23 protein-coding genes and 2 tRNA genes are annotated in these 22,128 nt (G+C 63.8%); 11 read left to right on the top strand and 14 right to left on the bottom strand.

Annotated features, from left to right (window positions below):
• The first annotated feature begins 144 nt into the window (after positions 1–144).
• Positions 145–1,806, top strand: coding sequence for an HNH endonuclease signature motif containing protein (locus tag E3O39_RS12505; RefSeq protein ID WP_134448580.1), 1,662 nt, complete (start codon positions 145–147; stop codon positions 1,804–1,806).
• Positions 1,807–1,909: 103 nt separating this feature from the next.
• On the opposite strand, the gene E3O39_RS12500 is transcribed toward E3O39_RS12505, so the two are convergent.
• The 3 genes from E3O39_RS12500 to E3O39_RS12495 are packed head-to-tail and all read right to left on the bottom strand — an operon-like array spanning position 1,910 to position 3,549.
• On the bottom strand, positions 1,910–2,548 hold the full coding sequence (locus E3O39_RS12500) for an aminodeoxychorismate/anthranilate synthase component II (protein ID WP_134448578.1): 639 nt from the start codon (positions 2,546–2,548) through the stop codon (positions 1,910–1,912).
• Positions 2,545–2,706, bottom strand: a complete 162-nt coding sequence (locus E3O39_RS19000; protein ID WP_166787341.1) for a hypothetical protein — start codon at positions 2,704–2,706, stop codon at positions 2,545–2,547. Before E3O39_RS19000 ends, E3O39_RS12500 begins: the two co-directional genes overlap by 4 nt.
• A gap of 9 nt (positions 2,707–2,715) precedes the next feature.
• Entirely contained in the window at positions 2,716–3,549 is an 834-nt protein-coding gene (locus E3O39_RS12495; RefSeq protein WP_241985065.1) for a class E sortase, read from the bottom strand.
• Between the two features lie 80 nt (positions 3,550–3,629).
• Between E3O39_RS12495 and E3O39_RS12490 the strand changes: the two genes are divergently transcribed.
• A complete protein-coding gene (locus tag E3O39_RS12490) occupies positions 3,630–3,875 on the top strand; it encodes a cell division protein CrgA (RefSeq protein WP_134448576.1) in 246 nt (81 codons plus the stop codon).
• A 79-nt stretch (positions 3,876–3,954) separates the two neighbouring features.
• On the opposite strand, the gene E3O39_RS12485 is transcribed toward E3O39_RS12490, so the two are convergent.
• Together E3O39_RS12485 and E3O39_RS12480 are read right to left on the bottom strand one after the other, a co-directional pair.
• A complete protein-coding gene (locus E3O39_RS12485; protein ID WP_134448574.1) occupies positions 3,955–4,794 on the bottom strand; it encodes a rhomboid family intramembrane serine protease in 840 nt (279 codons plus the stop codon).
• An 11-nt stretch (positions 4,795–4,805) separates the two neighbouring features.
• Positions 4,806–5,345, bottom strand: coding sequence for a peptidylprolyl isomerase (locus E3O39_RS12480; RefSeq protein ID WP_134448572.1), 540 nt, complete (start codon positions 5,343–5,345; stop codon positions 4,806–4,808).
• A gap of 122 nt (positions 5,346–5,467) precedes the next feature.
• Between E3O39_RS12480 and E3O39_RS12475 the strand changes: the two genes are divergently transcribed.
• Entirely contained in the window at positions 5,468–5,995 is a 528-nt protein-coding gene (locus tag E3O39_RS12475; protein ID WP_134448570.1) for a hypothetical protein, read from the top strand.
• A gap of 88 nt (positions 5,996–6,083) precedes the next feature.
• Here E3O39_RS12475 and E3O39_RS12470 read toward each other — a convergent pair.
• From E3O39_RS12470 to dnaA, 9 genes are all read right to left on the bottom strand, one after another.
• Positions 6,084–6,156 (bottom strand) — tRNA-Ala (locus tag E3O39_RS12470).
• A 73-nt stretch (positions 6,157–6,229) separates the two neighbouring features.
• Positions 6,230–6,303: transfer RNA gene (locus tag E3O39_RS12465), tRNA-Ile, on the bottom strand.
• A gap of 141 nt (positions 6,304–6,444) precedes the next feature.
• Positions 6,445–6,855: a DUF3566 domain-containing protein gene (locus E3O39_RS12460; protein WP_134448568.1), complete on the bottom strand. Its 411-nt coding sequence runs from the start codon at positions 6,853–6,855 to the stop codon at positions 6,445–6,447.
• Entirely contained in the window at positions 6,848–9,340 is a 2,493-nt protein-coding gene (gene gyrA, locus E3O39_RS12455; RefSeq protein ID WP_241975201.1) for a DNA gyrase subunit A, read from the bottom strand. Before gyrA ends, E3O39_RS12460 begins: the two co-directional genes overlap by 8 nt.
• An 82-nt stretch (positions 9,341–9,422) precedes the next feature.
• Positions 9,423–11,399: a DNA topoisomerase (ATP-hydrolyzing) subunit B gene (gene gyrB, locus E3O39_RS12450; protein ID WP_134448566.1), complete on the bottom strand. Its 1,977-nt coding sequence runs from the start codon at positions 11,397–11,399 to the stop codon at positions 9,423–9,425.
• A gap of 122 nt (positions 11,400–11,521) precedes the next feature.
• Positions 11,522–12,010, bottom strand: coding sequence for a DUF721 domain-containing protein (locus E3O39_RS12445; protein ID WP_134448564.1), 489 nt, complete (start codon positions 12,008–12,010; stop codon positions 11,522–11,524).
• Entirely contained in the window at positions 12,003–13,184 is a 1,182-nt protein-coding gene (recF, locus tag E3O39_RS12440) for a DNA replication/repair protein RecF (protein WP_134448562.1), read from the bottom strand. Before recF ends, E3O39_RS12445 begins: the two co-directional genes overlap by 8 nt.
• A gap of 8 nt (positions 13,185–13,192) precedes the next feature.
• Positions 13,193–14,341 carry a DNA polymerase III subunit beta gene (dnaN, locus tag E3O39_RS12435; RefSeq protein ID WP_134448560.1) on the bottom strand — a complete coding sequence of 383 codons (1,149 nt, stop codon included), beginning with the start codon at positions 14,339–14,341 and terminating at the stop codon, positions 13,193–13,195.
• 372 nt (positions 14,342–14,713) lie between these two features.
• Positions 14,714–16,135, bottom strand: coding sequence for a chromosomal replication initiator protein DnaA (gene dnaA / locus E3O39_RS12430; protein WP_134448558.1), 1,422 nt, complete (start codon positions 16,133–16,135; stop codon positions 14,714–14,716).
• A 457-nt stretch (positions 16,136–16,592) separates the two neighbouring features.
• Between dnaA and rpmH the strand changes: the two genes are divergently transcribed.
• The 8 genes from rpmH (at position 16,593) to E3O39_RS12390 (ending at position 21,805) form a co-directional block, all read left to right on the top strand.
• Positions 16,593–16,730 carry a 50S ribosomal protein L34 gene (gene rpmH, locus E3O39_RS12425; protein WP_010204566.1) on the top strand — a complete coding sequence of 46 codons (138 nt, stop codon included), beginning with the start codon at positions 16,593–16,595 and terminating at the stop codon, positions 16,728–16,730.
• Between the two features lie 8 nt (positions 16,731–16,738).
• On the top strand, positions 16,739–17,134 hold the full coding sequence (gene rnpA, locus E3O39_RS12420; RefSeq protein ID WP_134448556.1) for a ribonuclease P protein component: 396 nt from the start codon (positions 16,739–16,741) through the stop codon (positions 17,132–17,134).
• Between the two features lie 22 nt (positions 17,135–17,156).
• Positions 17,157–17,468 carry a membrane protein insertion efficiency factor YidD gene (gene yidD / locus E3O39_RS12415; RefSeq protein ID WP_134448656.1) on the top strand — a complete coding sequence of 104 codons (312 nt, stop codon included), beginning with the start codon at positions 17,157–17,159 and terminating at the stop codon, positions 17,466–17,468.
• An 8-nt stretch (positions 17,469–17,476) separates the two neighbouring features.
• Positions 17,477–18,454, top strand: a complete 978-nt coding sequence (gene yidC / locus E3O39_RS12410; RefSeq protein WP_134448555.1) for a membrane protein insertase YidC — start codon at positions 17,477–17,479, stop codon at positions 18,452–18,454.
• Between the two features lie 75 nt (positions 18,455–18,529).
• Positions 18,530–19,048, top strand: a complete 519-nt coding sequence (locus E3O39_RS12405; protein WP_134448554.1) for a R3H domain-containing nucleic acid-binding protein — start codon at positions 18,530–18,532, stop codon at positions 19,046–19,048.
• A gap of 6 nt (positions 19,049–19,054) precedes the next feature.
• Positions 19,055–19,693, top strand: coding sequence for a 16S rRNA (guanine(527)-N(7))-methyltransferase RsmG (gene rsmG / locus E3O39_RS12400; protein WP_241985064.1), 639 nt, complete (start codon positions 19,055–19,057; stop codon positions 19,691–19,693).
• Positions 19,694–19,778: 85 nt separating this feature from the next.
• Complete coding sequence (locus tag E3O39_RS12395) at positions 19,779–20,717, top strand: ParA family protein (protein ID WP_134448552.1); 939 nt, start codon at positions 19,779–19,781, stop codon at positions 20,715–20,717.
• Complete coding sequence (locus tag E3O39_RS12390; RefSeq protein WP_134448551.1) at positions 20,717–21,805, top strand: ParB/RepB/Spo0J family partition protein; 1,089 nt, start codon at positions 20,717–20,719, stop codon at positions 21,803–21,805. Before E3O39_RS12395 ends, E3O39_RS12390 begins: the two co-directional genes overlap by 1 nt.
• Positions 21,806–22,128 lie beyond the last annotated feature (323 nt).

Here is a 22,128-nt window from a genome sequence, read left to right as displayed (position 1 = left end):
CGGTGTCGCTCACCCGGGCTGATCTCCTGAATTCGGTACCACGAGCACGCACCCGTCGTCTTCAGATGTGAATATAGAGTTTATATACATAGAATTATGTGAACAAATCTCGTCTTCGTGTTCGATTCGGGGTAGAATCGGGGTATGGCAGGAGCTTCGGATCCCCAGTCACACACCCCGCAGACACCCGGTTCCGGGGCCGCGGGTGATCAGCCCATCGCAGGCGTCGAGTCGGCCCATTCGGTCGCGGTTGCCGAGGGTTTCGAGGGCGCTGAAGGGCTGGGCGGGTCGGTGCCGTCGGTGCATGCGGATGCCGTCGCAAGGCTCGCCGGAGCCCGGGCGGCTCTCGCGGAGGCTCTGGCTGCGATCCCGGTGGGGTTGCTCAGTGATGCGGAAGCGGTCACTGCTCTGAAGGAAGTGGAGGCGATCGGTCGGACGGTTGACGCGGCCCGGGTGAGCACGGCGACGGATGTGGACCGGAGGGCCCGGGTCCTCGGCCGCGAAGGTCTGGCCTGGCGGATGGGCTGCACGGGCCCGTGGGATGTACTCACCCGGGTGACGCGGGTGTCGGCCCGGGAAGTGAAGCGCCGCACGAAGCTCGGCGACGCGGTGTTGCCGCGGCCGTGCGGCGGGAGCAGCTGGTTGCCGCCCTTGTTCCCGACCGTCGGGGCCGCGCTGACGGCGGGGCAGATCGGGGTGGAGACGGCGGAGTTGATCGTGGCCGGGCTACAGGTGATCAGTCACCGGGTGGCACCGGATAACTTACTCACGGCGGAGCGGGCCCTGGTCGCCACGGCGGCCGGCCTGATTACCCCGGAGACCGAGGATTTGGCCGGGGCAGGAGTGCCGGTGACGACGGACCTGATCCGGGGCATGGTCGCTCAGTGGCAGGCGGCCCTGGACCCCGACGGGGTCCTCCCGACCGAGGACCTGTTCGAGGCGAAGTCCAACATCGGCTTCGGCCAACTCAAGAACGGGCTCTACCCCGTCAAGGGTGGGGTGACGCCGGAACTGTTCGGGATCATGAACGCGATGTTCGACGCCTTCCTGAGCTTCCATGCGAGGCCCGCGTTCCCCACCGCCGAGGAACAGGCCCTGATGGATTCGGGGCAGATGATTCCCGGCGCCGAATCAGCGGGAACCGACGCCGACACGGGCCCGGATCTGGACGTGATCGAAGCAGAGCTCCGGGAGCGGCGCGCGGACACCCGCACGAGTGGGGAGAAACGCGCCGACATCCTCCGGGCCCTGTTCGAACACGCTGCCCGCGACACGGACACCCCGTCGATGGGCGGGTCAGCCCCGACGGTGATGGTGCACGTGAACGCTGCGGACCTCGCCTCGGGGGTCGGGGTGGGCTGGATCGACGGCGTCGAGGCCCCGGTATCGCTCAAAACGGTGCACCAGCGCATCTGTGACGGCGGCTTCCAAGGGGTCCTGTTCGGGGCGAACAACGAAGTCCTCAAACTTGGTCCGGAGCGGCGCTATTTCAACCGGGCGCAACGCCGGGCGATCACCGCCCGGGACGGCGGCTGCATCATCCCCGGGTGCAAAGCCCCGGCGCACTGGGCCGAAGTGCACCACGTGAAGCCCTGGGCCAAGGACGGCCCGACGACCGTGGACAACGGGGTGTTGCTCTGCTGGTTCCATCACCACACCATCGACACCTCCGGATGGGAGATCCGGATGGTCAAGGGCTCACCCCAGGTCCGGGCGCCCGGACTCATCGACCCGCAACGACTCTGGCGGCCACCGAACCGGCACCGCGCCCACCAGGTCCTCACCGGACCACCCAACCGCGACTGATCAGGCGCGACCGCCCGGCGTCGAACCGTTGAAGCCTTGAACCGAACACCACAACGGAGCGACCGCGGCCCCTCGTGTCGGAGCACAGCCGCTCGGACTACCCCTAGGAGAGCTTGAGGATGGGGTGGAGTCCCCGCGCGGTCTCCTGGGCCTCTGGCAGGCCGGTGAGGGCCAGCCAGTTGGCAAGCATGAGGTAGCCACCCTCGGTCAGGACCGATTCCGGGTGGAACTGCACGCCGAGAATCGGAGCGGATGCGTGCCGCAGCCCCATGATCACCCCGCCGGCCGTCCGCGAGGTCACGACGAGGTCGCTCGGAACGGTGGAATCGACAACGGCGAGTGAGTGGTAGCGGGTCGCCGTGAAGGGCTGCGGAACGCCCGCGTAGAAAGCGCTGTCGTCGTGCGTGACCTGGCTCGTCTTGCCGTGCATGAGCTCCTCGGCGTTCGTCACCGTGGCCCCGAAGGCCTCCGCGATCGCCTGGTGCCCCAGGCACACGCCGAAGAGCGGCGAGCCGGCCTCGAACGCGGCCAGCACGACTGCGATGGAAACGCCCGCGTCCGCAGGCTTCCCCGGCCCCGGCGAGAGCAGCACACCGTCGAATTCGGCGATGCGCGCTGCGGCGTCCTCTGGTGGAAAGGCGTCGTTTCGCACGACCTCGGTCTCAGCTCCGAGCTCCATCAGGTAGCCGTTGAGCGTGTAGACGAAGCTGTCGTAGTTGTCGATCACGAGTATGCGGGTCATGGGGTGCCGACCGTCGATTCCTGGCTGTTGACGATGGTGTCCACCCACGGGAAAACCCACGTGGCGAGGACGAAGAGGACAAGAGCGATGAGCACCAGCACCTGGAGGATGCGGAGCCAGAGCGGGCCGGGGAGGACCCGCCACAGTGCTGCGTACATATGAGCCTCCTAGCCCGCGGCCTGGGCTGCGATGATGGCGGCGAGTTCCGCGGGCGGGCCGGCCGAGATCGGCTGCCAGGAATCGAAGACGCCGTAGGCGATGATGCGTTCCGCCGTCGAATAGAGCGGATTGCAACTCGTGAGGGTGATGATGCGATCGGTCGCGGTGGCCCCCGGCGCATGCGGGACTGCGGCGAGCACGCCCACGTCGGTCGGTTGCACGTATTCCAGGTCACGGAACCGGTACGTGTAGTAGCCGTCGGCCGTCTGCACGAAAATGGGATCGCCGAGCTGAAACTCGTTGATCAGGTGCATGCCGCCGCCATTGGCGCTGCGGTGAGCGGCCACGACGAAGTTCCCGACCTCGCCGGGCATCTGAGTGCCGGGGTAATGCCCGATGCCGAGGCGTGGACTGTTGAGCACGTTGTGGCCGACGCCCTCAGCGATGGTGCGCGAGTACGCGGCGCCATAGCGGGGCACATACAGCACGGCGAACGGCTGCGCCTCCCCCGGGGCGACGCTGACGACGGGAGTCCCAAAGCCCGGCGTCTGGACGGGAACGGCCGTCGGCGTGTTCGTGGCGGTCGGCGCTGGCGTCGCGCTGGCCGCCTGTGCGTCGCCGATCCACTGCTGGCTGATCTGGTTGGCCGCACTCGCCTGTTCCCCCGCAACGACGAGGTCGTTCCACCACAGTTGCCAGGCGATGAAGAGGAAAACGAGAACGCCACCCGTGATGAGCACTTCACCGATGACACCGATCACACTCACCGGCCTGCGGCGCCGGGAAGCGCGCCGCTCGCGGCGACTCTCCGCTGGCGCAGCGGGCGGGGTGGCGTCGGACATGGTTCCGATTCTAATCGGCAGTGGTGGCCGGCAGGCCCTGGAGAGGTCGCCTGATGGGCAATGGCGCTAGAATCGCAGGCATGGCACGAACGAATCCCCGCACCAAGCCCGCCCGCACCGAGGTCGTTCGCTCTGGCGAGGACGCCCCGAACGCCGTCTGGTTCAAACCAGTCATGTTCGGCTTCATGCTCATCGGACTGGCATGGATCATCGTCTTCTACGTGAGCCAGGGCACCCTGCCGATCGCCGGCCTCGGCTCCTGGAACATCCTCGTTGGATTCGGGATCGCCTTCGTCGGCTTCCTGATGACGACCCGCTGGCGTTAACCTCTCGGTTACCCCCCTTTTGGGGGTCAATTACACCGGTGTAATTATCCCCAGTTGTGGACAGACCTGTGGATAACTTTCAGCCCAGGAACTTGACGAAACTCAGGGCGACGAGCACGATCGCGAAGGCCGCGACAAGCCAGTTCTGCAGCGACTGGTGCTTGCTGCGCCGAGTCTGCACGTAGATCAGGCCGAGGATCGCACCGCCGATCAGGCCGCCGACATGCGCCTGCCAGGCAACATTGAGGTTCGGCAGGAAGCCGATCACGAGGTTGATTCCGACCAGGATCAGCAATTGTGTCGAGTTGCCTCCGAGGCGCCTCTGAATTACCAGGAACGCGCCCATCAGGCCGAAGATCGCACCGGATGCCCCGACGACCGGTGTGAGCGGACCAGCGAGGAACAACACCCCGAGCGAACCGGCGAGGCCGCTCAGCAGGTACAGGGCGAGGAATCGACCGCGGCCGAGCATCCCCTCGAGGATCTGGCCGAATATCCACAGTGTGTACATGTTGAGAAGCACGTGGAAGATGAAGCCGGTCGAGTGGACGAAGACACTGGTGAGCATCCGCCATGGCTCGAAACTGCCGGGGTACGAGTAGATGCCCGCATAGAGCAATGCGCTCGTCACGTCGAATCCCGGGACGAGCTGCAGCAGGAACACGGCGAAGGTGACCCCGATGATGCCGTACGTGACGACGGGCCCACGGCTCGAGGAGATGCGGGTCAGCAGGGCCGGGCGGGTGCGCGGGGCGTTCTGCCGCTGCTCCTTCATGCACTCGGGGCAGATCACGCCGACGGCGGCCTGTGTCTGGCACTCCGGGCAGATGGTGCGGCCGCAGCGCTGACAGAGGATGAAGCTTTGCCTGCCCGGATGCCGATAGCAGAAATTGGCTGCGGATCCGGGCAGGTCAGTCATTCGAAGTGGGCCTAGACCTGCTCGACGGTGACGGACTCGATGACGACCTCGGTGAGGGGACGGTCACGGCCATCGGTCGGCACGGTGGCAAGCTTCGCGACGATGGCACGGGAGGCCTCGTCCTCGACTGCGCCGAAGATGGTGTGCTTGCCCTGCAGCCACGTGGTCGGGACGACAGTGATGAAGAACTGCGACCCGTTGGTGCCGCGGCCGCCCTGGATGCCGGCGTTGGCCATCGCGAAGACGTACGGCTGGGTGAAGTCGAGGTCGGGGCTGATCTCGTCGTCGAACTGGAAGCCGGGGCCACCGGTGCCCTGGCCGAGCGGGTCGCCGGCCTGGATCATGAAGTCCTTGATGATGCGGTGGAAGACGGTCCCGTCATAGAGGGGAGTCTTCGAGACCTTGCCAGTGCCGGGGTGCTTCCATTCGATCTCGCCGGTGGCGAGGCCCACGAAGTTCTTCACCGTCTTCGGCGCGTGGTTGCCGAAGAGGTTGACCTTGATCGGTCCGAGCGATGTATTGAGCGTTGCGACGGCGGTGTGCTTTGACATGGGGTCAATTCTTGCACAGGCGCGAAGACGGATCCTGACCGTCCACGCCATCCGAAGCCCTCTTGCGGTATTGCGTGGCAAGATGGATGGTGTTCGCCACATGACATCGATGGAGGGTCCAGATGAGCCTGTCACGCAAGCGCCGCAAGGAACTTACGAAGCTGCGTAAGAGCGCAGACGAGTTGTGGAACCACCAGCAGGAGGTTCTCGATCGGGCAAACGTGCTCGCACGTGATGCCGCACACCAGGCGGGGGTGCTCACCCGCGAGGAAGTCGTTCCCCGTGTCCGCGACAGCTACGACCAGTTGGTACGCCCGAAGATCCAGGCAACGCAGGATCTCGCAGAGGATGTGCGCAGCCAGGTCGTCACGAAGGTGCTTCCCGGCATCGGCACTGCTATCGGCACCGTCATGAGCGTCGGAGACGTCGCCAGGGATGCCCGCGTTCGTGCGGCCCTGAGCCGCCTGCACTTCCAGCAGCCCGTTGTGATCGAGAAGAAGGGCCCGGGGGCCGGCGCATACATCGCGCTCGGTGTCGCCCTGGCCGCCGCCGCAGGAGTCGCATACGCCGTCTGGCAGACGTTCCGCGCCGATGACGAGCTCTGGGTCGCCGACGACGAGCCCAAGAACGCATCGTCCGTCGAGTCGTAACAGACAGACAGAGACACAAAGAAGGCCCGCATCCACTGGATGCGGGCCTTCTGTCATTCTCGTGCAGGATTCATTCTCGTGCAGATTGTGGAGCCACGGGGAATCGAACCCCGGACCTCCTGCTTGCAAAGCAGGCGCTCTACCAATTGAGCTATGGCCCCGTACATTCACGGGGGTGATGGCCGGAACGGCCGGTACTTCTTATAACTGCGACTGCATAAAACTGTAACTGCGTGGGGATACCGGGATTTGAACCTGGGACCTCTTCATTATCAGTGAAGCGCTCTAACCAACTGAGCTATATCCCCCTTATTGGGCAGATTTGAGACTACCGGAAACCTCCGGTTTCTCCCAATCGAGCAGCCGATTCGTTTCGGATGCTGCCCGATTGGGAGGCGGTGACGCGGGTGGAGCGGGTGACGCGGGTGGAGCGGGTGGAGAAGGTCGAGCTAGTTGTTCGTGAAGCCGACGAGCAGTCCGCCGGTGATCTTCACGCTCAGGTTGTACAGCACGGCGTAGACGGCACCCAGGGCCGTGATGACGACCGTGTTCAGCACCGCCACGACGACAGCGAAGCCCATGACATTACCGATGGACAGGATGCTGGCCAGATCGGAGGAAGACCCCGCGATATCGGCGTACAGCGCGTCGATCTTGCCGAAGATCCCGGTGCCGTTGAGCACCGTGAAGATCAGGAAGGTCGCGACGATGGTCACGATGCCGAGGCACAGGGCGATCAGGAACGACAGCTTCACCGCCGACCAGAAGTCGATGTACACCAGCTTGAGCCGCACCTGCTTGGTTGTCACAGTGGGCCTCCGGCCGGACTTCTTGGCAAGTTTCTCAGCAACACTACTCATCTAACGGTTCTTCCTCTCCCGAATCGCTCTCCGGCTCGTCCGCAGTTTCCTCGACGATCAGGTTACGTTCGGAGTTCTTCGCAATGGCGATGATCCGGTCTTCTTCCGCAAACTTAGCGAAGACGACGCCCATCGTGTCCCGTCCCTTGGCAGGGACTTCTGCGACGTCAGAGCGTACCACCTTGCCACTGGCAAGGACCACGAGTACTTCGTCCTCGTCATCCACGATAAGGGACCCGACGAGGTCCCCGCGATCATCGTTGAGTTTCGCGACCTTGATACCGAGTCCGCCACGGTTCTGCAGGCGGTACTGATCGGCCGCGGTGCGCTTGGCGTATCCGCCCTCCGTCACGACGAACACGTAGCCGTCGTCGGAGACAACGGATGCGTCGAGCAGCCGGTCATCCCCGCGGAAGTGCATCCCGATCACGCCGGAAGTGCTGCGGCCCATCGGCCGGAGGGCTTCGTCGCTCGCGGTGAACCGGATCGACATTCCCTTCCTGGACACGAGCAGCAGGTCCGAGTCTTCCTCCACGAGCAGCGCGGAGACGAGTTCGTCGCCCTCGCGCAGCTTGATCGCGATGATTCCGCCGGTACGGTTCGTGTCGTACTCGCTCAGGGCCGTCTTCTTGATCAGGCCGTCGCGAGTGGCGAGCGTGAGGTACTGGGCCGCCCCGTAGTCGCGGATGTCGAGGATCTGCGCGATCTCCTCGCCCGGCTGCAGTGCGAGCAGGTTGGCAACGTGCTGGCCCTTGGCGTCGCGACCGGATTCCTGGGCCTCGTACGCCTTGGCGCGATAGACCCGGCCGGTGTTCGTGAAGAACAGCAGCCAGTGGTGGGTGGTCGTGACGAAGAAGTGCTCCACGACGTCGTCCGCGCGCAGCTGGGCACCCTTGACGCCCTTGCCGCCGCGGTGCTGGTTGCGGTAGTTGTCGCTGCGGGTGCGCTTGATGTAGCCGCCGCGCGTGACGGTGACCACCATCTCCTCTTCGGGGATGAGGTCCTCGACCGACATGTCGCCGTCGAAGCCGAACATGATCTCGGTCCGCCGGTCGTCGCCGAATTTCGTGGTGATCTCGGTGAGTTCGTCGCTGATGATCGTGCGCTGGCGCTCCGGGCTCGCGAGGATCGACTGGAACTCGACGATCTGCAGCTCGAGTTCGGCGGCCTGGTCGATGATCTTCTGACGCTCCAGGGCCGCGAGGCGGCGCAGCTGCATGGTCAGGATGGCGTCGGCCTGGAGCTTGTCCACGTCCAGGAGGTCCATCAGGCCGGTGCGGGCGTCGTCGACGGTCGGAGACCGGCGGATGAGCGCGATCACCTCGTCGAGGGCGTCGAGGGCCTTGAGGTACCCGCGCAGGATGTGCGCATCCGCTTCGGCCTTGTTGAGCCGGAACTGGGTGCGCCGCACGATGACGTCGACCTGGTGGTCGACCCAGGCGGAGACGAAACCATCGAGGGGAAGCGTGCGCGGCACCCCGTCGACGATCGCGAGCATGTTCGCGCCGAAGTTCTCCTGCAGTGGGGTGTGCTTGTAGAGGTTGTTCAGGACGACCTTCGCGACCGCGTCGCGCTTGAGCACGATCACGAGGCGCTGGCCGGTGCGGCCGGAGGTCTCATCGCGGATGTCGGCGATGCCACCGATCTTGCCGTCCTTGACGAGGTCGGCGATCTTGATCGCGAGGTTGTCCGGGTTGACCTGGTACGGCAGCTCGGTGATCACGAGGCAGGTGCGACCCTGGAGCTCTTCGATGCTGACGACGGCCCGCATCGTGATGGACCCGCGACCGGTGCGATAGGCATCCTGGATGCCCTTGATCCCGAGGATCTGGGCGCCGGTGGGGAAGTCTGGTCCCTTGATCCGCTGGATGAGGGCTTCCAGAAGCTCCTCGCGGGTCGCGTCCGGGTTCTGCAGGTACCAGAGGGCGCCGGCGGATACCTCGCGCAGGTTGTGCGGCGGGATGTTGGTGGCCATGCCGACGGCGATGCCGACCGAACCGTTGACGAGAAGGTTCGGGAAGCGCGAGGGGAGCACGGTGGGTTCGAGCGTGCGGCCGTCGTAGTTGTCCTGGAAGTCGACGGTGTCCTCGTCGATGTCGCGCACCATTTCGAGGGCGAGCGGGGCCATCTTCGTCTCGGTGTACCGCGGGGCGGCAGCGCCGTCGTTTCCGGGGGAGCCGAAGTTTCCCTGCCCAAGGGCGAGCGGGTACCGCAGGCTCCAGGGCTGCACCAGCCGGACGAGGGCGTCGTAGATGGAGGAGTCACCGTGGGGGTGGAACTGACCCATCACGTCGCCGACGACGCGCGCGCACTTGCTGAACGCCTTGTCCGGGCGGTAGCCGCCGTCGAACATGGCGTAGATCACGCGGCGGTGCACGGGCTTCATGCCGTCACGCACGTCGGGAAGCGCACGCCCGACGATGACGCTCATGGCGTAGTCGAGGTAGGAGCGCTGCATCTCGAGCTGCAGGTCGACCTGGTCGATCTTGCCGTGCTGCTCGAGATGAGCCGCCTTCGCGGCGGCCTCCGCTGCGGTCTCTTCGTTGGTCGTGTTGTTGGTGGTGTCGTCAGATGTCAAGGAAACGCACGTCCTTCGCGTTCTTCTGGATGAAGTTGCGGCGGGACTCGACGTCCTCGCCCATCAGTGTGGAGAAAATCTCGTCGGCAGCCGCTGCGTCGTCGAGCGTGACCTGGAGCAGCGTGCGGGTCTCAGGCGCCATCGTGGTTTCCCACAGCTCCTTGTAGTCCATCTCGCCGAGGCCCTTGTAGCGCTGGATGCCGTTGTCCTTGGGGATCCGCTTGCCCGCAGCAGCGCCGTCGGCGAGCAGCGCGTCGCGCTCCTTGTCGGAGTAGACGTATTCGTGCGGGGCATTCGTCCATTTGAGCCGGTACAGCGGCGGCTGCGCGAGGTACACGTAGCCGAGGTCGATGAGCGGCCTCATGTACCGGAACAACAGGGTCAGCAGGAGGGTCGTGATGTGCTGGCCGTCGACATCCGCATCGGCCATCAGGACGATCTTGTGATAGCGCACCTTGTCCGGGTTGAATTCCTCGCCCATGCCGGCGCCGAACGCCGTGATCATGGCCTGGACCTCTGCGTTTCCGAGGGCACGGTCGAGCCGGGCCTTCTCCACGTTCAGGATCTTCCCGCGGAGGGGCAGGATCGCCTGGTATTCCGGGTTCCGGCCCTGGACGGCGGAGCCGCCGGCCGAGTCACCCTCGACGATGAAGATCTCGGAGAGCGACGGGTCCTTGCTCTGGCAGTCCTTGAGCTTGCCCGGCATGCCGCCGCCCTCGAGGAGGCCCTTGCGTCGGGCGGTTTCGCGCGCCTTGCGGGCCGCCATCCGGGCGTTCGAGGCCTGGAGGGCCTTGCGGATGATCTCCTTGGCCGAGATCGGGTTGCGGTTGAACCAGTCGGAGAGCTGGTCGTTGGCGACCTTCTGCACGAAGGACTTCGCCTCTGTGTTGCCGAGCTTCGTCTTGGTCTGGCCCTCGAACTGCGGTTCGGCGAGTTTGATCGACACGACGGCGGTCAGGCCTTCACGCACATCGTCGCCGGTGAGGTTGTCGTCCTTTTCCTTGAGGATGCCCTTTTCCCTCGCGTACTTGTTGACGAGGGTCGTGAGCGCTGCGCGGAAACCCTCTTCGTGGGTGCCGCCCTCATGGGTATTGATCGTGTTCGCGTAGGTGTGGACGCTCTCCGTATACGCGGTGGTCCACTGCATGGCCACTTCGAGCGCCATCTTGCGTTCGTGGTCTTCGAACTCGAAGGAGATGATCTCTTCGTTGACGAGTTCGGCCTTCTTGGCACGGTTGAGATACTCGACGTAGTCGACGAGTCCCTTCTCGTACATGAAGGTCTTGTGTATCGGTGCGCCCTCTGCGTCGAGGTGCTCCGGTCGTTCGTCGGTGAGCGTGATGGTGAGCCCCTTATTAAGGAACGCCATCTGCTGGAAGCGCGCCCGCAGGGTTTCGAAGTCGAAGTCCGTGGTCTCGAAGGTCTCGGCGCTCGGCCAGAACGTGATCGTCGTTCCCGTCTCGTCCGAGGCTTCGTCCTGGCTCAGCGGGGCGAAGGGGACACCGTCGTGGAAACTCTGCCGCCACACGTGGCCCTGGCGACGAACCGCGACGTCGAGCCGGGAGGACAGCGCGTTGACCACGGAGCTGCCGACGCCGTGGAGGCCGCCGGAGACTGAATAACCGCCGCCGCCGAACTTTCCACCGGCGTGGAGCACGGTCAGGACGACCTCGACCGTCGAACGGCCCTCCGCCTTGTGAATGTCGACGGGGATTCCTCGCCCGTTGTCGGCGACGCGCACGGCTCCGTCGGCGAGGATCTCGATGCCGATCGTGTCGCAGTGTCCCGCGAGGGCCTCGTCCACCGAATTGTCCACAATCTCGTAGACCAGGTGGTGCAGACCTCGGGGACCGGTCGACCCGATATACATACCGGGGCGCTTCCGAACGGCTTCAAGTCCTTCGAGGACCTGGATATCGTCGGCGCCGTATCCATGCTCCGGCTCGATCAATGGTTCGACTGACATCTGTTATGGAGCTCCTGACCGTCGCGCGGGCGACCCTTGAGTCTACCAAACAGGGCATGGTCTCCCGGCCACAAACGGGGATCTGACGCGTTTTGCCTAGTCGGTTGACCTGTTTTGGCTCCCTAGCCGTAGGTATCGCGTGGACCGCGCCCTGGAATTGATCTGGGACCCTTTTTCCAGGAGGGAGCGTTGGGTCCCTGAAAACGGATTGACAGGATGCCCGCGTCCGGATACCGGACGGAGATGTGCGTCATGATTTCGACACGCATCATGCGCAGCTGGGTCGCCCACGCCGTCGACTCGCAGTGCACGGTAAGGACGCCCTCGTCGATGCCGGCGGGAGTGGAGTGTTTCGAGGTTTCCTCACCGGCGAGTTCGATCCAGGATGCGAGCAGTTCCGACTGCGCGAGGGGTGAGTTCCAGCCCAGTTGCAGGGTCAGGGAGTCGATTGTGTCCCCGAGGCCACGCGGATCGCGGCCGATGCCGAACGGGACACTCGAGCCGGTGTCGTCCCGCACCCGGCGCCTCGCCTTGACACGCTTCGCGTTCGGGTCGCCGAACACGTCCTTGAAGCGCAGGTAGACCCGTGCTGCCTCGCTCTGCTCAGCCATCGATGACCTCCCCGGCGTGGATGTGAATCGTGTGCGCGGCCAGTTGCTTGGGGACATCCTCGAACACGGCTGCCGTGATGAGCACCTGGTCGAATCCCAGGACCGCGGCTGCGAGGCGGCTGCGGCGCGATTGGTCGAGTTCGGCGAAGACGTCGTCGAGGATGAGGACAGGATCCCCACTCGAGGAGTCCCTGCGCAGGAGTTCGGCGGCTGCGAGCTTGAGCGCGAGGGCGAACGACCAGGATTCGCCATGGCTCGCATACCCACGCGCCGGCAGGGCATTGAGCATGAACACCACATCGTCGCGATGCGGTCCGACGAGGGTCATCCCGCGGTCGAGTTCCTTCCTGCGCACACCGGCCAGGGATGCACGGAACAGGTCGGCGGTCGCCCCTGCCTCCTTCGCTCCGGCATCATTCGTGCCGACCGATGCTCCGGAGGGAGTGTCCTCCTCGCTGCCGAGGGTGTCATCCAGTCCGAGGATACTGAGTGCGCCGAGCAGGGCCGGCCCGTGATCGGCGCCGACGACGGCCTCATATGCAGTGCGGAGGGGTGTGCCGAGCTCTTCGACGAGCTTCGCCCGCTCGTCGATGATCTCCGAACCGAATTCCACGAGACGGTCGTCCCACACTTCGAGGGTTCCGAGCTGGGTTGTGCGCAATCCGGACGCCCTCGCCGATTTCAACAGGGAATTGCGCTGCCGGAGCACCCTGTCGTAGTCGGCGAGCACACCGGTGAGACGCGGAGACCGGAGGACGAGCAGCTGGTCGAGAAAACGGCGTCGTCCAGACGGGTCGCCGCGGACGAGCGCGAGGTCTTCCGGAGCGAACAGGACGCTCGAGAAATACCGCGGCAGTTCCCTCGTCTTGATCACCGAACGGTTGATCTGCGCCCGGTTCAGTCCCGAGCGGTTGATCTGCACTTCGGCGAGGAGGTCCCGGCCGTTGTACTCGAGTTTGGCCCGGATGATCGCGGATTCCTCGCCGGACCTGATCATCGCGGCCGTCGTCGACACCCGGTGCGAACCCAGTGTGCTCAGGAAGCCGAGGGCCTCGACCAGGTTGGTCTTCCCCTGGCCGTTGCTCCCGACGATGAGGTTCGGTCCCGGCTGGAACGGAACCTCGACCTGCGCATAGTTGCGGAAGTCGGTCAGGGACAGGTGAGTTACCCGCACCGGAGTTCTTAGCGCAACAGCAGGTTCGGCTGGAGCAGGTACTTGTAGCTGTCAGCTCCCGGCTGGTCGCGCGAACTCTGGCTCGTGATCAGGACAGGGCCCGGCTTGTTCGGGTTTTCCGTCTTCGTGAAGGAGATCCGCACGAATTCCGAGTGCACGGCCGTGAGGCCGTCCAGCAGGAATTGCGGCTTGAGGGAAACAACGGTTTCGACGCCGGACAGGATCGCATCGACGGATTCCTTGGCCTGTGCCTGTTCGGAACCGACCGCTTCGAGCGTGAGTCCCTCGGTCGTGAAGGAGAAACGCAGCGCAGCCTCGCGTTCGAGCACGAGAGCGACACGGCGGGTGGCCTCGATCAGTTCCGCGGTATTCATCACGGCGTAGTTGTCGACCTGGTCGGGGAACAGCCGGCGAACCGGCGGGTAGTTGCCCTTGATCAACAGGCTTGTGACGGTCTTCTTGTCGGCGGTGAATGCGATCAGTTCGCGATCGTCGGTGTTGGTGATCGCGACGGAGATCGTGCCGCTGTGTCCGAAGGTCTTGCCGACTTCCTGCAGGGTACGTGCGGGTACGAGCGCGGTGATGGTGTCTGTCGCGACCATCGTTCCGGGGTCCCAGTCGATTTCTCGCACGGCGACACGGTAGCGGTCTGTCGCGACGAGGCTCAGGCTGTTTTCGGAAATCTGCAGCTGGACACCCGTGATGACCGGCGTGACGTCGTCACGCGATGCGGCGACGGCGACCTGGGCGACGGCAGCGGCGAAATCTTCGGCGGGAACCAGGCCGGCCTGGCCGCTGACGACCGGGATGCTTGGATATTCCTCGACAGGCATGGACAGGAGCGTGAAGCTCGCGGTTCCACAGCTGACCGTGATGCGGGAGTCCTTGGTCACGAATGTGACGGGGGCGTTCGGCATCCGGCTGGCGATCTCGGCGAGGAGGCGACCGGACACGAGAACCCGTCCGGTCTCTTCGACCTCGGCGGCGATTTCGGTTTGCGCGGACACCTCATAGTCGAATGACGAGAGGATCAAGCCGGTCGCTGTTGCTTCGATCAGCACACCGCTCAAAATGGGCAGCGTGGTGCGCTGGGGAAGGAGTTTGACAGCAAAAGAAACGGCTTCGCTGAAAACGTCCCGGTTGGCCTGAAATCTCACGAAGTCACTCCTGTCGGTCGGAGACCTGTTTGGCCTCAATGGTAGTCGTTCTCACAACGGCCCCGGCGTCGCTCGGTTTCCTCCGGTGTCGGAGGAAAGGTTGTCGGCCAGAGAGAAGTTTAAGTTTTTGTTAATCTTCTTAACCGTTGTGGAAACTGTGGATAACTCTGTGGATGCGGCTCATTCACTGGGAACTACAAACATGTAACTTGTGGGCAGCCTGTGAGCGTTAATCGTCCCCCGGTTCAGGGCGAGCCTTGCCACCAGCGGAGTTTGCACAAGCTGGACGGTAGTTTCCACAAATTCAGACAAGTTGTTCGACGAGTTTCCACAGGGTTATCCACAACTGTGAAAACTGAGGGATTCTGCGGCTTATTTGTAGCGGTGGTCCTGTTTGATGCGGTTGGTGAGCTCCGTGACCTGGTTGTAGATCGAGCGGCGTTCCTTCATGAGTTCGCTGATCTTCTTGTTCGCGTACATCACCGTCGTATGGTCCCGGTTGCCGAACAGCTGGCCGATCTTCGGGAGGGAGAGATTGGTGAGCTCGCGGCAGAGGTACATCGCGATCTGGCGAGCCGTGGCAACGGCTTGGGAGCGTGAGGAGCCATAGAGGTCCTCGACGGTGAGCTTGAAGTAGTCCGCCGTGTTGGTGATGATGTCGACCGGCGCGATGACGTTGTCTTCGTCGAGGGTGATCAGGTCCTTGAGCACCGTCTGGACGAGGTCCATGTCGACGGGCGTTCGGTTGAGGCTCGCGAAGGCCGTGACCCTGATCAGGGTTCCCTCGAGCTCGCGGATGTTGGATGAGACCTTGGACGCCATGAATTCGAGGATGTCGTGGGGAACCTGGAGCTTCTCGCTCTGGGCCTTCTTGCGCAGGATGGCGATGCGGGTCTCGAGGTCGGGGGCCTGGACATCCGTGATGAGGCCCCACTCGAAACGGGACCTCATGCGGTCTTCGAAACCGGTCAGGGCCTTCGGCGGCAGGTCGCTCGTGATGACGACCTGCTTGTTGTGGTCGTGCAGAGTGTTGAAGGTGTGGAAGAACGCCTCTTGGGTCTCCGCCTTGCCCTGCAGGAACTGGATGTCGTCGATCATCAGGATGTCGATATTGCGATACCGGGACTGGAATGCCGAGCCGCGGTTGTTGGCGATCGAGTTGATGAAGTCGTTGGTGAACTCTTCTGAACTGACATAACGCACTCGGATGCCGGGATAGAGGCTCATGGCGTAGTGGCCGATGGCGTGGAGCAGGTGGGTCTTGCCCAATCCGGAGGAGCCGTAGACGAAGAGGGGGTTGTACGCCTTGGCCGGTGCCTCGGCAACGGCGACCGCGGCGGCGTGCGCGAACCGGTTCGACTGCCCGATCACGAAGTTGTCGAAGCTGTACTTGGAATTGAGCCGGGTGTCGTGCGGGCTCTCGACGGGCGGCGCGCTCTCGAAAACCGATTGGGGCGTCGCGGGTGTCTCGACGTCCCTGGGCAGTGCGGACTCCTGGACCGGACGGAGCGACTCCTGCTCGAGTTCGGGATTGACGACGACGTAGAAGGTCGAGACCGCGCTCGCCTCGGACAGTTGACCCATCGCGGCGAGCAGCGGCACCCGCATCCGCTGGTTCAGCATGCTCGCGGTGAACTCGTTCGGTACTTCGAGATAGAACGTGCCGGCCGCGATGCCCTTGGGTTCGACCAGGTTCAGGAAGCCGTAGAGCATCGGGGTGATGGTGTCATCCGATTCGAGGCTGGTGAGCACTGCCCGCCAGGTGTCCGCGATCGGTTGTTCTTCGGCTGCCATTGTTCCCTCTGTCGATACTGTCTGGTGAAACGCTGTGTGTTGAAACTGCGTGTCGGTACTGTCGATGATTTCTTGAATGCACCCGGAACTGCCGGAAGAGTCGACACCAGTGTGGGCCGAATCGACGGCCTCAGCAAAAGCATCCACAAGGTTATCCACCGCCTGTGCGCAATTCGGGCTGTGTTTTACAGGCATTGCGGGCTGCCTGTGGATAACTTGTCCTCACGGTAGTCAATGTCTGCCGCGGCGGCCAACTCTGTTGTGGATTCGGTACGTGTCGTTGACCGGAAACCGAGAAAACATCTGCAGAATCTGCCGTTTACCGCCGTCGGGTTTGACCAGCACCGATTGAGGCCGTAGTTTTAATCAGTTGACCCCAGCCCGCGGGCTACCTCACTCTTTCCCGGCCGTTCTACATTTTTTGGCCTGCGGAGATTCAATACGTGGAGACCACACAATGAGCAAGAGAACTTTCCAGCCGAACAACCGTCGTCGCGCCAAGGTGCACGGCTTCCGTCTTCGCATGCGTACCCGTGCCGGCCGCGCGATCCTCGGTGCCCGCCGTCGCAAGGGTCGCACCGAGCTTTCCGCCTAAGCACTCACGTGCTCGCGGGGACCAATCGCATCACGAGCGGCAACGACTACAAGATGGTCGTTCGCCGTGGCGTGCGTGTTGTTGGTCCGCACTTCGTGACGTACCTGCGTGACAATTCCGAGGGCTTACCCCCTCGGTTTGGTTTCATCGTCGCCAAAAACGTGGGGAACGCCGTCCGGCGCAACCGAATGCGACGTCGCCTGAAAGCGGCGTGCTTCGGTCTGCTCCCTACGGTGAACCCGGGCACGGATGTCGTCATTCGCGCACTTCCTGCGGCGCACGAAGTGGAGTGGCCGGTTTTGCAGGCCGAAGTCAGCCAGGCCCTCCTGAGTTTCCAGCGCCGAATTGCGGCGGGCACGACCGGATCCGGCCATCGCCGGCCGGAACGACTGCCCTCCCGATGAGTAGCCCGCGATGGTTGACCTCGTGAAGACGGTGTTGGCGTGGGTCCTTCTGCTCCCACGCAATCTGGGGGTTGTGCTCCTGCGCGTCTACCGCGCGGTGATCTCACCGCTGTATGGCGACGTTTGCAGGTACTATCCCTCTTGTTCGGCGTACGCACTCGGCGCCGTTCAGGAACATGGCCTTGTAATCGGGTCCGGTCTGGCTGCACGCCGGCTGGCCCGGTGTCATCCGTGGGCCGAAGGCGGAGTCGATGACGTTCCGCTGAAGCGCAAGCGTCGCTACGCCGTGACGTCGTTTGGATTTGTAGTCCCAGTGAGCCACGGAAAGGGCTGACCCAAAGTATGGACCTCCTAGGTACGATTCTCTGGCCTTTGAAATGGGCTGTCGAGCTCCTGCTCGTCGCCTTCCACTGGTTGTTCACGACCGTTGGCCTCGGCTACAACGATGGCATCACCTGGGTGCTCGCGATCGTGGGACTCGTGCTCGTCGTGCGCGCCGCGCTCATCCCCATCTTTGTACGGCAGATTCGCAGCCAGCGCAAGATGCTCGAGGTCGCTCCCCAGCTCAAGAAGATCCAGGACAAGTACAAGGGTAAGAAGGACCAGTTCTCCCGCGAGGCAATGTCCCGCGAGACCATGGAACTGTACAAGCGCACGGGCACGAACCCGCTGAGCTCGTGCCTTCCCCTCCTGCTGCAGATGCCGATCTTCTTCGCGCTCTTCTCCGTCCTCAACGACGCGCAGCACGCCAAGGCCGGCGTCGGTCCGCTCAACTCCCAGCTTGCGGAGAGCTTCGGGAGTGCGACCTTGTTCGGGGTTGCACCGCTGCACGAATCGTTCTCCACGCAGTGGGCGCTGCTCGTGGCCGGCAGCCCGTACAACCTCGCCGTGATGCTCATCGCGGCGACCATGGTCGTCCTGATGACTGCTTCGCAGTTCATCACGCAGCTGCAGATCGTCTCCAAGAACATGTCGCCGGAAACCAAGGCGAGCCCGATGTTCAAGCAGCAGCGCATGATGTTGTATTTACTCCCGCTCGTCTTCGCCTTCTCCGGTATCGCCTTCCCGCTCGGCGTCATGTTCTACTGGCTGACCTCGAACATCTGGACCATGGCCCAGCAGTTCCTGGTCATCCGCAACATGCCGACACCGGGCAGTGAAGCGGCCAAGGCCCGCGAGGAGCGTCTCGCGCGCAAGGGAAAGCTCATCGCGAAGGATGGCGACATCATCGTGGTCGAAGAGCCGAAGAAGCAGCAGCCGCAGCGTCAGCAGCCCGTCGGCAAGTCCCGCGCCAAGAAGCAGACCGGCCCGAAGAAATAGACTGGTCCGAAGCGACTGAACAGGCCGAAGGGCCTGAACAGAACGACTGAGCAGAACACAGAAGAGACGGACATCGTGACTGAGAACACCGACGTGATCGCCGCGGATTCCCCCGCGGAAGACGACTCCCCCACCCTCGATCAGCTCGAGAAGGAGGGCGACGTCGCCGCGGACTACATCGAGGAATTCCTCGACATCTGCGACCTCGACGGGGACATCGACATCGATGCCCGCAACGGCCGCGCCTACGTGTCGGTCAATTCGACGGATGCCGGAAGCCTGCGCCTGCTCTCCCGCCCGGACACCGTGAACGCCCTGCAGGAACTGACCCGCCTCGCGGTGCAGAACAAGACCGGGTCGTTCTCCCGGTTGATCCTCGACATCGGCGGCTCCCGTGAGGCCCGCCAGGCGGAGCTCGGCGTCCTCGTGACCCGGGCGATCGAGCGCATCGCCGCAGGCGCGACGGAAGCCTCCCTGCCGCCGATGTCGTCCTATGAGCGCAAGCTCGTGCACGACCTCGTCTCCGAGCACGGTTACGTGTCGGAGTCGACGGGCGAAGGCCGCGACCGTCACACGGTCATCATCGCGGCGTAGTTTCACGTGGAACCCGTGAACGACACGCTCGAGATCGAACCGGTCGTCACGGCCGGGCTCTTCGGGGACCGCATCGACGTCGCACGGGCCTTCGCGGCCAACCTCGCGACGCAGGGCGAGGAGCGCGGCCTGATCGGCCCGCTCGAGTTGCCCCGGCTCTGGAGCCGGCACATCCTGAACTGTGCGATCATGGCCCCGCTGCTCCGGCCCGGACTGGTCGGCGACGTCGGGTCCGGCGCCGGACTGCCCGGACTCGTGCTCGCGATCATTCGGCCCGACGTCGACTTCGTGCTGATCGAACCGATGGAGCGCCGGGTGGCTTGGCTGACCGAGCAGGTTGCGAAGCTCGGTTTGACCAACACGACCGTGACGCGCGCCCGTGCTGAGGACCTGCACCTTCCGCATCCGCTCGACCAGGTCACCGCGCGCGCAGTAAGCGCTTTCCGAACACTGATTCCCCTGACGGCGCCGCTCCTCAGGGCAGGGGGCGAGCTCGTGCTCATGAAGGGCGCTGGTGCGCAGGGCGAAATTTCGGCGGCTGCGAAGGAGATTCGTCGCTTCTACCTCAGTAATGTCGAGGTGATCACCCTCGGTGAGGGCGTGCTGCAGGACGTGACGCGAGTCATAAGGGCTACAGTTGATTAGTCCCCGATTGGCGTTTCGCACACGCGAACACGGATCGTGCATCACCCTCGGATGGCTCTTCAACCGTCGAACGTAAAGGTTTCACGTGAAACAACCCGGCCAGGAACAGCACGACACCACGGCCGCACGCGGTTTTGACAGCAGCACTCCCCTCGCCAGGGAAATCACCGAGCTCACGCGCAGGCGTCAGGTGATCGCAGCGGAGAAGCTGCCCAAGCCCGAGCGCACCCGGATCATCACGGTGTCCAACCAGAAGGGCGGCGTTGGCAAGACCACGACCGCCGTGAACCTGGCAGCGTCCCTGGCCCGGCAGGGTGCCCGGGTACTTGTGATCGACCTCGATCCGCAGGGAAATGCCTCGACAGCGCTCGGCGTCGAACACCGCGCGGACACCCCGAGCGTCTATGACGTGATCATCAACGACGTAGAACTCGCCTCCGTTGTGCAGAGCAGCCCCGAATTCGGTTCGCTCTTCTGCGTACCGGCGACGATCCACCTCGCGGGAGCCGAGATCGAGCTCGTCTCCCTCGTCGCCCGCGAACAGCGGCTGAGTCGTGCCCTCACCGTGCACCTCTCCGCAATGACGGATCCCTACGACTATGTGTTCATCGACTGTCCCCCATCCCTCGGGCTCCTCACGATCAACGCCTTCGTCGCCGCGAAAGAGGTCCTCATCCCGATTCAGTGCGAGTACTACGCGCTCGAAGGCCTGAGCCAGCTGCTCAAGAACATCGAACTGATCGAGAAGCACCTGAACCCCGAACTCACGGTATCGACCATTCTGCTGACGATGTACGACAGCCGCACCAACCTGGCCAACCAGGTGGCGCAGGACGTGCGCGATCACTTCCCCGACCAGGTGTTGAGTACCCTCATTCCGCGCTCTGTGCGGGTTTCTGAGGCGCCGAGCTACGGTCAGAGCGTGATCAGTTACGACCTGAACTCGGCAGGATCGCTCTCCTACCTTGAAGCAGCAGCGGAAATCGCCAGACGCGGTGCCCCCCGGACAGGAGAACGACAGTAATGGCGAAGAGAACAGGCCTCGGCCGCGGTATCGGCGCCCTGATTCCGATTCAAGACGACCCGACCCTCGCCCGTCCCGTGGACGTGTTCTTCCCGTACTCCCCGGCGGCGAAGGCGAGCGCGGCAGCCGCACTCGCGGCGGCGGGTGACAAGGCCGGGATCGACGCTGTCGGACTCACCGCGGTGCCGGACTCGGGTGCTCCCGCAGAGGACGGCCTGGTCGAGGGCGGTTCTGCTGTCGTCGAGCCGGCGGATGCGGATGCGCCCGTCCTCGTACCGGTTCCCGGTGCCCGGCTCGCGCACCTCAATCCGTTCGATATCGTCCCGAATGCCGTGCAGCCCCGCAGCGTGTTCGACGAATCCGATCTTGCGGAACTCGTGCACAGCATTCGCGAGGTCGGTGTGCTGCAGCCGATCGTGGTGCGCCCCCTCCCCGATCAGCCCGGAAAATACGAACTCGTCATGGGCGAGCGTCGGTTGCGGGCGACCAAGGAAGCGGGCCTCGATTCCATCCCCGCCGTTGTCCGGGAGACCGCGGACATCGACATGCTCCGCGACGCACTGCTCGAGAACCTGCATCGTGCCCAGCTCAATCCGCTCGAAGAGGCGTCGGCGTACCAGCAGCTGCTCGCGGACTTTGGAATCACCCAGGACGAGCTCGCACAGCGAATTGGCCGGTCAAGGCCACAAATCACCAACACGATCCGTCTCCTGAAGCTTCCGGAAGCCGTCCAGGTACGGGTCGCCGCGGGTGTCCTGTCCGCCGGTCACGCCCGTGCGATCCTCTCCGTGGGCGATCCGGAAGGGATGCTTCGTCTCGCCGACAAGATCGTCAACGAGGACCTCTCTGTGCGGGCGGCGGAAGCCGCGGCGACGGCAGTGCCGAAGGCGCAGGCGCCTCGACCATCGGCAGGCAAACGCCAGGGTCACCTCGACGAGATCGCTTCACACCTTGGCGATCGCCTGGACACCCGGGTGAAGATCAACCTGGGCGCGCGTAAGGGACAGATCAATATCGATTTTGCCACGATCGGCGACCTGAACCGGATTCTTGCGGTTCTGGGAGAGCCCGGCTTCGGGTCGAATTAGATCCCTCGGTCGAACAGGCCTGCTCCCCTACGGTGTTTCACGTGAGACATCACGCACGCACACGCGTCAGGTGAGCCGATTCACTCGCGGAGTGCTTGGTACGAAATGACGCAATTGGCGCGCTTCATCACCGGGGCGCCTGGTCGACGCGACGTTCTGCGCATGTTTCACGTGAAACGGTGTCACGAGACGCGAACCCCAAGTATGTTTCACGTGAAACGGTGTCACGAGACGCGAACCCCAGGTATGTTTCACGTGAAACATAGCGTTAGACTCAAGCCATTCTCTATGTATCCGGTGTCTCAAGGGGCCACCGCCGTGCA

Origin of the sequence: Cryobacterium sp. MDB2-A-1, from assembly GCF_004402675.1 — a bacterium.
GTDB classification, from domain to species: Bacteria; Actinomycetota; Actinomycetes; order Actinomycetales; family Microbacteriaceae; genus Cryobacterium; species Cryobacterium glucosi.
The sequence above is the reverse complement of the archived record's forward strand: the minus strand, read 5'-3'. Positions and strand labels throughout refer to the sequence as shown.

Excerpts from the sequence above, each read along its gene's own strand:
- E3O39_RS12505 (WP_134448580.1), top strand. The coding sequence starts at position 145 with ATGGCAGGAGCTTCGGATCCCCAGTCACACACCCCGCAGACACCCGGT.
- E3O39_RS12500 (WP_134448578.1), bottom strand. The coding sequence starts at position 2,548 with ATGACCCGCATACTCGTGATCGACAACTACGACAGCTTCGTCTACACG.
- E3O39_RS19000 (WP_166787341.1), bottom strand. The coding sequence starts at position 2,706 with ATGTACGCAGCACTGTGGCGGGTCCTCCCCGGCCCGCTCTGGCTCCGC.
- E3O39_RS12495 (WP_241985065.1), bottom strand. The coding sequence starts at position 3,549 with ATGTCCGACGCCACCCCGCCCGCTGCGCCAGCGGAGAGTCGCCGCGAG.
- E3O39_RS12490 (WP_134448576.1), top strand. The coding sequence starts at position 3,630 with ATGGCACGAACGAATCCCCGCACCAAGCCCGCCCGCACCGAGGTCGTT.
- E3O39_RS12485 (WP_134448574.1), bottom strand. The coding sequence starts at position 4,794 with ATGACTGACCTGCCCGGATCCGCAGCCAATTTCTGCTATCGGCATCCG.
- E3O39_RS12480 (WP_134448572.1), bottom strand. The coding sequence starts at position 5,345 with ATGTCAAAGCACACCGCCGTCGCAACGCTCAATACATCGCTCGGACCG.
- E3O39_RS12475 (WP_134448570.1), top strand. The coding sequence starts at position 5,468 with ATGAGCCTGTCACGCAAGCGCCGCAAGGAACTTACGAAGCTGCGTAAG.
- E3O39_RS12460 (WP_134448568.1), bottom strand. The coding sequence starts at position 6,855 with ATGAGTAGTGTTGCTGAGAAACTTGCCAAGAAGTCCGGCCGGAGGCCC.
- gyrB (WP_134448566.1), bottom strand. The coding sequence starts at position 11,399 with ATGTCAGTCGAACCATTGATCGAGCCGGAGCATGGATACGGCGCCGAC.
- E3O39_RS12445 (WP_134448564.1), bottom strand. The coding sequence starts at position 12,010 with ATGGCTGAGCAGAGCGAGGCAGCACGGGTCTACCTGCGCTTCAAGGAC.
- dnaA (WP_134448558.1), bottom strand. The coding sequence starts at position 16,135 with ATGGCAGCCGAAGAACAACCGATCGCGGACACCTGGCGGGCAGTGCTC.
- rpmH (WP_010204566.1), top strand. The coding sequence starts at position 16,593 with ATGAGCAAGAGAACTTTCCAGCCGAACAACCGTCGTCGCGCCAAGGTG.
- yidC (WP_134448555.1), top strand. The coding sequence starts at position 17,477 with ATGGACCTCCTAGGTACGATTCTCTGGCCTTTGAAATGGGCTGTCGAG.
- E3O39_RS12390 (WP_134448551.1), top strand. The coding sequence starts at position 20,717 with ATGGCGAAGAGAACAGGCCTCGGCCGCGGTATCGGCGCCCTGATTCCG.